The sequence below is a fragment of the Komagataeibacter europaeus LMG 18890 genome (assembly GCF_000285295.1).
GTDB lineage: Bacteria > Pseudomonadota > Alphaproteobacteria > Acetobacterales > Acetobacteraceae > Komagataeibacter > Komagataeibacter europaeus.
Genome location: NZ_CADP01000113.1, coordinates 1 through 8252, shown reverse-complemented (window position 1 = coordinate 8252; position 8252 = coordinate 1). Strand labels below are relative to the sequence as shown.

The 8252-nt window shown below is 59.5% G+C and carries 7 protein-coding genes; 4 read left to right on the top strand and 3 right to left on the bottom strand.

The window, feature by feature from the left end; translation table 11 throughout:
• The 3 genes from GEU01_RS23230 to GEU01_RS17965 all read right to left on the bottom strand — a co-directional run.
• Positions 1-439, bottom strand: a 439-nt coding sequence (locus tag GEU01_RS23230; protein WP_019087191.1) for an FAD-dependent oxidoreductase, incomplete at its 3' end; no start/stop codon positions are given.
• A 29-nt stretch (positions 440-468) separates the two neighbouring features.
• A complete protein-coding gene (locus tag GEU01_RS17970) occupies positions 469-2109 on the bottom strand; it encodes an alginate export family protein (RefSeq protein ID WP_019087190.1) in 1641 nt (546 codons plus the stop codon).
• A gap of 22 nt (positions 2110-2131) precedes the next feature.
• The gene (locus GEU01_RS17965; RefSeq protein ID WP_026018852.1) at positions 2132-3352 is read right to left on the bottom strand and encodes a nitrate/nitrite transporter; all 1221 of its coding nucleotides are present in this window, start codon (positions 3350-3352) and stop codon (positions 2132-2134) included.
• An 871-nt stretch (positions 3353-4223) separates the two neighbouring features.
• On the opposite strand from GEU01_RS17965, the gene hmpA reads away from it, so the two are divergent.
• The 4 genes from hmpA to GEU01_RS17935 all read left to right on the top strand — a co-directional run.
• Positions 4224-5432 carry an NO-inducible flavohemoprotein gene (gene hmpA / locus GEU01_RS17955; protein ID WP_019087187.1) on the top strand — a complete coding sequence of 403 codons (1209 nt, stop codon included), beginning with the start codon at positions 4224-4226 and terminating at the stop codon, positions 5430-5432.
• Positions 5433-5434: 2 nt separating this feature from the next.
• Complete coding sequence (locus tag GEU01_RS17950) at positions 5435-5803, top strand: DUF488 domain-containing protein (RefSeq protein WP_007396149.1); 369 nt, start codon at positions 5435-5437, stop codon at positions 5801-5803.
• Positions 5804-6459: 656 nt separating this feature from the next.
• Positions 6460-7255 (top strand): IS5 family transposase gene (locus GEU01_RS24835; RefSeq protein ID WP_198284496.1). Its coding sequence is split into 2 segments (ribosomal slippage): positions 6460-6812 and positions 6811-7255, totalling 798 coding nucleotides; the frame shifts between segments, so codons are not numbered across the junction.
• 79 nt (positions 7256-7334) lie between these two features.
• Positions 7335-8252 (top strand): DUF6880 family protein (locus tag GEU01_RS17935; protein WP_026018850.1); only part of this gene is annotated, 918 nt, incomplete at its 3' end.

The following is an 8252-nucleotide window of genomic DNA, read 5'->3' as shown; positions in this document are numbered from 1 at the left end:
ATGTGATCCATTGCATCGAACCGGCCGTCCACATAAGGTCATCCAGCGTGCGATAGACCAGCCCCGCTGTGCCTGTATTGCCCGGAACCGGCGGCACGAACGGCGTGGAACCAGTGGCAAGGATCAACGTGTCGTAAGGTAGCGGGCCTTCGGCGCTTTCCACCATCCGGGCCGCGCGGTCGATGCGGGTCACCCTGACGCCACGGTGCAGGGTCAGGCCGTGGTGGGTATGGAAATCATCCACATGCAGGCGCAGCGCCAGCGCGTCGCGTCCGCTCATATATTCGGTCAGGTGCACACGGTCATAGGCATCGTGAAGTTCGTCACCAAAAATGTGAATCGCGCAGTCCTCATGCAGACCATGCGCCACAAGTTGTTCGGCACAGTAATGGCCAACCATACCGTTGCCGATGATGACGATGTTTCGCGTTCCGGTCATGTTCGTTTCCCCTGTCGTACAATCGGCTGTCAGAATTTGAATTCCATGGTCTGCATGTAGAATGCCCCGTCCTTCGCCCCCGCACGATGCATGCCCTGCGATGCGACGAAGCCTGCGATATCGTGCGTCCATGTCCAGTGGGGCGCGAAATTCCACGCAAGTTGTGTCTGGGGCGTGGTGCCAATGAACCCGCCCGAAAGCCCGTTGCGCCAGCTATAGATCTTGCCGGTGCCATACACTGCATCCTGCGTGCTTTCGCGCCAGAAAACGGGAACATGCAGCTTGAGATGCAGGTTTGGCAGCGGGGCTGCCGTAATGACCGGCCCGATGCCGACCAGGTTCTGCGATGTCAGGGCCAGTGTCACGTCATTATAATACGGCAGCGGGAAATAGGGCGTAGCAAATGTGCCGACCGCGCCGTCCTGACTGTGATAGGACCCGCCTGAAAACAGGTCGCCCTGCAAGGCAAGGGATGGTTTTGCTTTCAGGCCCTTCGCCGTCCACCCCAGTGTCCCGTTAACGGCATAGGCCCGTACCGGGCGTGTTGCTCCCCCGCCGGCGGGACGGAATTCGCCGCCCTGGAACACGCCCGTCAGGCTGATATCGAAGGGGCCGACATTCCCCCACACGCGTGCACCGATATTGTCGCGGCGGGTCGATCCGGCCTGCGTGCCCGTTGTGGTGGCCAGCGCCGCCGATGCACCGTTGAACAGGTAGCCAATGAAGAACACATCAGCAAAAACCTGGCTTTTCTGCCCCATGACCGAAAATTTCGGCAGCGCCGTGGACGTATAGATCCCATACATCCGGGCGTTGTAGTTCGTGCCGTCGGCAAATACGTTACGCGGTAGCTTGTTGGTCTGCATGAAATCGAATAGGTCCAGCCGGAAAGATTTCCACACCGCATAGCCACGGAATCCATCCCACGATTGCTGGGCATTGGTCAGGTCGCGCGCAGACTGCATGGTAACGGGAGCATCGAGAAAGATTTGGCGACCGCCGATCACGCCCATCCGTGCCCCCAGCATCCTGCCCTTTACCTCCAGAATGCCCTGCTGGAGATCCAGCCGTTCGCGCTGCACCCCGGTCTGGTAACCATAATAGTTCGATCCCCCCGCTTCGCCCCACAGGAACTCGGCATAGGCGCGGACATGTTCACCCAGGTGCAGGTCGGCGCCATACTGGCTGCGCAGCAGCACACGGCTGGCATTGGTCTTGCCGGCGGTCCCCATCTGCGGCTGGTTTTCAAAGGCATAGCGCAGCCGCTCCTCCCCATTGATGGACAGCCAGATATCGCCTTTATCTGTCAGGGGAATGTATTTCAGGCGGTTGAACCAGTCATTGCGGCGCTGTTCAGGGGGTGTATTGACAATATCGCTCCAGTCCTCGGCCCAGCGCGCCTGGCCAAAACCACCCACGGTGCCGAACCCGGCGGCGGCTCCCTTGCCTGCGTTGAAGACACCCCAGTCAGGGCTGTGCGGCAGGGCAAGGCGGTGGATGGCCGCCTTTTCAGGCGGACGGGACGCGGTTGGCAAGATACCGGTTGCCGTGACACCCGCGGCGGGCGGAGTATCGGCATGGGCCGCATGGCCGGTACACAGGCTGGCAAGAACGGTGGTGAAGCCGACCGTAAGCGAAGCGGGCCGGAGCGCGTCGGAAATACAGGTCACGGGATACGTTCCTGATCTGATATTATGAAGAGGCGGTCGCATCGGCTTCAGCCGACATCCGGGGCCGTTCAGCCGCCCAGCGGCGACGGCACACGCCAACACAGGCAAACGCCACCAGCGTAACCGAGGCAAAGCCCAGGAAGCCGGGACCGTAGGACCCCGTTGCCTGTCGCGCAGCCCCGAGGGTGGATGCAAGATAGAACCCCCCTACCCCGCCACTCATGCCTACCAGTCCGGTCAGGATCCCGACCCGGTTGGGGAAACGCGTGGGCACAAGCTGGAATACGGCGCCATTGCCCAGCCCCAGCACGACCATGCCAAGGAAAAAGGCCGGGAACGCGAACCAGATTGTTGGCAGGCCGAAGCCGATCATTGCAAAAATGACGACAGCAAGCGCGAACAGGATGCTCAGGGCCCGCTCCCCTCCAATCCGGTCGGCCATGGCGCCCCCCAGAGGACGCACGAACGAACCGACAAACACGACCATTGCCGTGCAGCTTCCTGCAATGGCGGGCGGCAGGGCATACTGATCGTTGAAGTAGATGGTCAGGAACGAGGCAAGCCCCACAAAGCCGCCAAACGTCACACCATAGAAGAACATCAGCAGCCAGCAGTCACCACTACGCAGCACAGGCAGCCAGGTTACCAGCCCCCCGCTGGACCGACGCTGCGGCGGTTCACTGGCCAGAAATATAAAGGCGACCAGCACGGCGGTCAGTGGCAGCGTTGCCAGCCCCAGCACATTGACCCAGCCATAAAGCACGGCCAGGCCAGGTGCAAACAGCGAGGCAAGCGCCGTGCCGGAATTGCCGGCCCCGGCAATTCCCAGCGCCGTGCCCTGATATTGTGGCGGATACCATGCGGAGGCCAGCGGCAGCGCAATCGCGAACGACGCCCCGGCGACGCCCAGCACAAGTGCAACCCCGAACAGTGCGCCATAGCTGTGTGGCGCGATCAGCCATGTCAGGAACAGCCCGGCGATGACAAGAATCTGGGCGCCAATCGCGACCCGTCGCGGCCCGAAATGATCGACCAGCGCGCCGGCGAGTACACGCAAAAGCGCACCTGCCAGAACCGGGGTCGCGACCAGCAGGCCCTTCTGACCGGCATTCAGATGCAGGTCGTGAGCAATCGAAATGCCCAGCGGGCCAAGCAGGACCCACACCATGAACGAGACATCGAAATACAGGAACGCCGCAAGAAGGGTACGCGGGTTTCCGGCTTTGAGGAATCCTGTGTCCACGTCATCGCATCCAGTCCCCATCCATCAGGTGTGACGGAGACGCCTTTATTCAGGCACGGAGACCATCGTTGGCCGTCCGGGTGTCGTCGTGATTGTTTGTGCCATTTCCACGTCGTTCACCGCCATTGATGAACGCGTCTTTCAGGAAACCTGTCTGGTATTTAATTGCACGCGGAACAATGCGATGTCAAAACATTTTTCTCGTGTTGTCATGGCAGAATCATATGAGCCAAAGCCGTCGTCCCAGAAAAGATACCTGCCAAACCGCGCAATTTCGAGACATTGCATAAAAGATCGTGGCAGGGGATCGCAATGACCGGCGAGACGGTTTTTGCGTAGATACCACTGGCACAATCGCCCGGTCGTTGGAGCGTGCATTCCGGGAGCGCTTCGCCACCGCGTAAGTGGCCGATCGGACACCCATGCCGCCGCCACCTTCAAGCAAGGCAACATATGGGCGCATGGTTGGACCGATCCCCGAAACCAAGAACGCCATGCACTTCCGCTGGCTTGGATTTACGTCCCAAGATCCGTTCCTGCACACCGTCGCGGTCCACGAATACTCCCGCTTGTGCCCACTGGCTGGCCGGTCATTTGAAATCACCCTGCTGCAAGGATTATGCGGACGGCATCAGGCCATCAACCTGTAAGCAGGCTTCATGCCGCTGAGTGGGAAACGGATGGAGCATGTTCCCGATACGCTGGGCACTGGAGCACCGCGTACGAGATTATGCAGATGTTTTCGGACCACCCAACAAAACGACCCATGCATAAAAGGTATGCGTGGCCATAAAGGTATAAAATATTGACATCTTTAAAGACATCCAGAAAGATAATCCTAAATATATATCTTTAAGAAAGATCGGAAAAAATGGCGTCACCTCTGGATGACAAGACCCGCAGCATCATCAAGGCCTGCGTGCCCGCGCTGGAAGCACATGGTCTGGCGATAACGACGGAAATGTATCGCCGCCTGCTGGCCAATCCAGATATTCGCGATCTGTTCAACATTTCGCACCAGAAGGACGGGGAACAGCCAAAGGCACTGGCGCTTGCAGTGCTGGCCTATGCCCGCAATATCGACAACCTTGGTGCCATGGCCGGTGCGGTCGAACGCATTGCGGAAAAGCATGTCGGGCTGAACATCCTGCCCGAGCACTATCCTTATGTTGCCGATGCCCTGCTGGGCGCCATCGCCCATGTTCTGGGGGATGCGGCAACCCCCGATATCATGGATGCGTGGGGCAAGGCCTACTGGTTCCTGGCTGAAATCCTGATCGGGCGGGAAGAACAGATTTACGTGGCCCATGCCGCGGCCCCCGGTGGCTGGGTTGGCTGGCGTCCCTTCCGTGTCAGCCGCCGCACGGTGGAAAGTGAGACCGTTACCTCCTTCGAACTGGCGCCCGTCGATGGCAAGCCCGTCATGCGCCATGTGCCGGGGCAGTATCTCAGCTTCCGCCTCGACGTGCCGGGATATGGCTCGGAACGACGTAATTACAGCATTTCCTCCGCCCCCGGTTCAAATGCCTACCGCATCAGCGTCCGCCGTATCGACAATGGCGTGGTATCCGACTGGCTGCATGACAGCGTGCAAGAGGGCACGGTGCTGCAGGTTTCCGCTCCGGCGGGTGATTTCACGCTGGGCAACCCGGCCCCCGCACCCATCGTATTCCTCAGCGCGGGTTCTGGCCTGACGCCATTCATTTCCATGCTGGGCGCGCTGGGTGCGGGTGCGGCCACGGGCGTGCGTTACATCCACACCACCCGTACGCCCGCAACGGAAGCCTTCGGCCCCTATATCCGCGATCTTGCTGCAAGGGGCATGCTGCGCGCCGACCTGTTCTACAGCCGCGCGACACCGCAGGCGGCACAGGACGCCACGGGCGTCACCACCCATGCAGGCCGCATGACACCGACATGGCTTGCACGGGAAATCGACCGGACCGCGACATATTATATCTGCGGCCCCGACGGCTTCATGCGTGATGCCATAGCCACGCTGAAGGCCGGTGGCGTGCCCGAAAGCCAGATCCGTTTCGAATTCTTCGGTTCGGCGGCCGATGCGACACTGGTCGGATAGGCATGACACACACCATTCACGTCAGGCGGGTCTATGACCCGCCCGCACCCGATGATGGCAGCCGCGTGCTGGTGGACCGGCTGTGGCCCCGTGGGGTCAGCAAACAGCGCGCTGACCTGACGCTGTGGCTGAAAGATATCGCGCCCAGCACCGGACTGCGGCAATGGTTCGGGCATGACCCGGCCCGGTGGGACGGGTTTCAGGAACGCTACAGCGCGGAACTGCAGGCCAATCCCAATCCGGTGCAGCAGTTGCTGGACATGGCGCGCGCCGGTCCCATCACCCTGCTGTATGGCGCGCGTGACACGCAGCATAACGAGGCGGTTGTACTGGCCGCCTACCTTCATCGCCTGCTGGACCACGCGTGCTGAACGATACCGCCATTTCCTGTGTCAGCACGGCAGAAGGCATATCCCTTCGACCCGAATGGTCGCGGGTTGACGTGCTCCCCATTTTGTATCCACCCAAAATGAAGAGTTCCCGGTTTTCATGTCTCGAGGTTGATGAGAAGACAAGGGACGTTCGTGTGCAGGTCTTGCACTTAGGTGGTTCCTGACGCTCCGCATGAGGAAACGCGCGGCCTGTGCCACCTGATGAAGCGCAGAAAGGACGATCTCGTAGGCGTTTGATGTCCTGACGCGCTTTCCCAGGGCCTGGTCATACACGTAGCGCGGCGTGTGCTTCACAATGCCCAGGGCATACGCTCGGTTCAGGGCATTGATAACGGTTCGACGACAGGCCCCAGACTTCTCGGCCATCGCCTCATGGCTGGGAAACATGGCCCCATCGTCGCCCATGAATTCTGGCAAAACAGCCAGCGCATGAGCCTCGCCAAGCGTTAGCACTACAGTTGCAGTTTGTTTTGTTCGTTAATTGTTCATGGTTTCCGTGCTTTCCAGAAAGCTCGAATTTCAGACGGTCTACATCGAGAAAAACCGCAAATTCTTCATCTTTCTAGGCCGGAAACCAAACTGCAACTGTAGTGTTAGGGCCTGTTAGATCTTGAATTTCTTCCCATATTGTAGGGATGGAAGAAGGAGACAGAACAGGCGCCTTTACGGACGAGACATGGGCGATCTGGGAACCTCTGGTTGAGGCGGTTCGCCCAAGGGGCAAGACGCCACCCCATGATCTGCGGCGTACGATAGCAGCAATTTTCTGGCGCCATGAGAATGGCGCGAAATGGCGGAGCATCCCCGCTGAACTGGGTCCATGGTGGCGGGCGGCGCAGCTTTTCATCCGCTGGTCGAAACTCGGCGTATGGGAACGCTTGCTCGAACTGGTTCAGGAACAACAGGGAGTGGCGTTCGGAATGACTTTTCTGGATGGTACGAACATCAGGGCTCACCACAAGGCGGCGGGAGCCCAAAAAAGAGGCCTCTTTCGAAGAACGGGACCATCGTGAAGCACTTGGCCGCTCTCGCGACGGCTATGGCACGAAAGTCTGCGTGATCGCTGACGGACATGGAAAAGCCTTCGGTTTTGCGCTGGCCCCCGGACAGGCTCATGAACTGCCCCAGGCACCAGCCATGCTCGACAACCTCCCCTCCATTCCCCTGTGGGTAGTGGCGGACAAGGGCTACGCGTCTAACGCCTTTCGTGAACGGATATGGGACATGGGAGCCCGGCCCGCCATTCCTGCGAAACGACGCGATGGGTCGGTCGCCTGCCCAGAATGGGCCTATCGGTGTCGACATTTTGTCGAGAACCTCTGGGCTCGCCTCAAGGAGTGGGGTGCTGTCGCAACCAGATACGAAAAAACAGCAACGTCGTTCCTCGCGGTCATCCACATCGCTGCCGCAGCAGACTGGATCAAGCCCTAACAGGCCCTAGCTTTTTTCCTCTTTTTCCTGACAACGGCTTTTGATTGCGTCCCCTGTGTCGCTGTCATAATCTGCATTCATGGTCCGCACTCCTTCTACAAAACCTGCCACCCGCAAATCCGCCGCATCCGCGAAAGTTGGCACGACCGTCACGAAAAACAATCTGAAAGCCCTTGGTGCGGATCGGCTTGCAGACCTTCTGGTCGAACTGTCGGAACAGGATGCCGTGCTCACCCGGAAGCTGCGCATGGCGCTGACAGCCACTCATGCGAAAGACAAACTCGGCAAGGAGATCGAAAAGAGGCTGCGAACGATCCAGCGTTCCCGTGGATTCCTGCCCTGGGACCGGATCAAACCCCTTACGACCGAGCTCGATGCCTTACGGCAATCCATTCTCAACGATGTTGCAACGACGGATGTCGGGCAGGCCATTTCCGCCATGCGTCTTCTCGTGGAACTTGCTCCTTCCGTCTATGAGCGCTCTGATGACAGTTCCGGTTACCTGTCAGATGTGTTTCGCGAAGCGGTCTCCGATCTTGGCTCCCTCTGGGGACGACAGGCTGGTCGGGATCCGGCTGTCACTGTCAGGGATATGCTCACACTTCTCGATAACGACGGGTATGGCACCTGTGACCGCCTGCTTGTCTCGTGCGGTGAAGCACTGGGGAAGCCGGGCGCGGCCATACTCAGAAACACGCTGCTTGCACGACTGCACGACCTTCCCGCCTCAAATGCGAAGGGAGACTATCGTACCGACTTTGCGCGCATGCAGACCCTCGGTCATCTGAAGGATCTGGCCGATGCAATAGGTGACGTCGATGCCTATATCGAAGCAGTCAACCTGAGTGAACGTCAGTCCTCTTCTATCGGCGATGTTGCACGTCGCCTGCTGGACAAGGAGCGTGCCCATGAGGCGCTCGAATGGCTCGACCGGGAGACTGAGGAGACGCCCCGGTTCCGCTGGGAAAATGACGATCTTCGGATCGAAGCGTGCGAA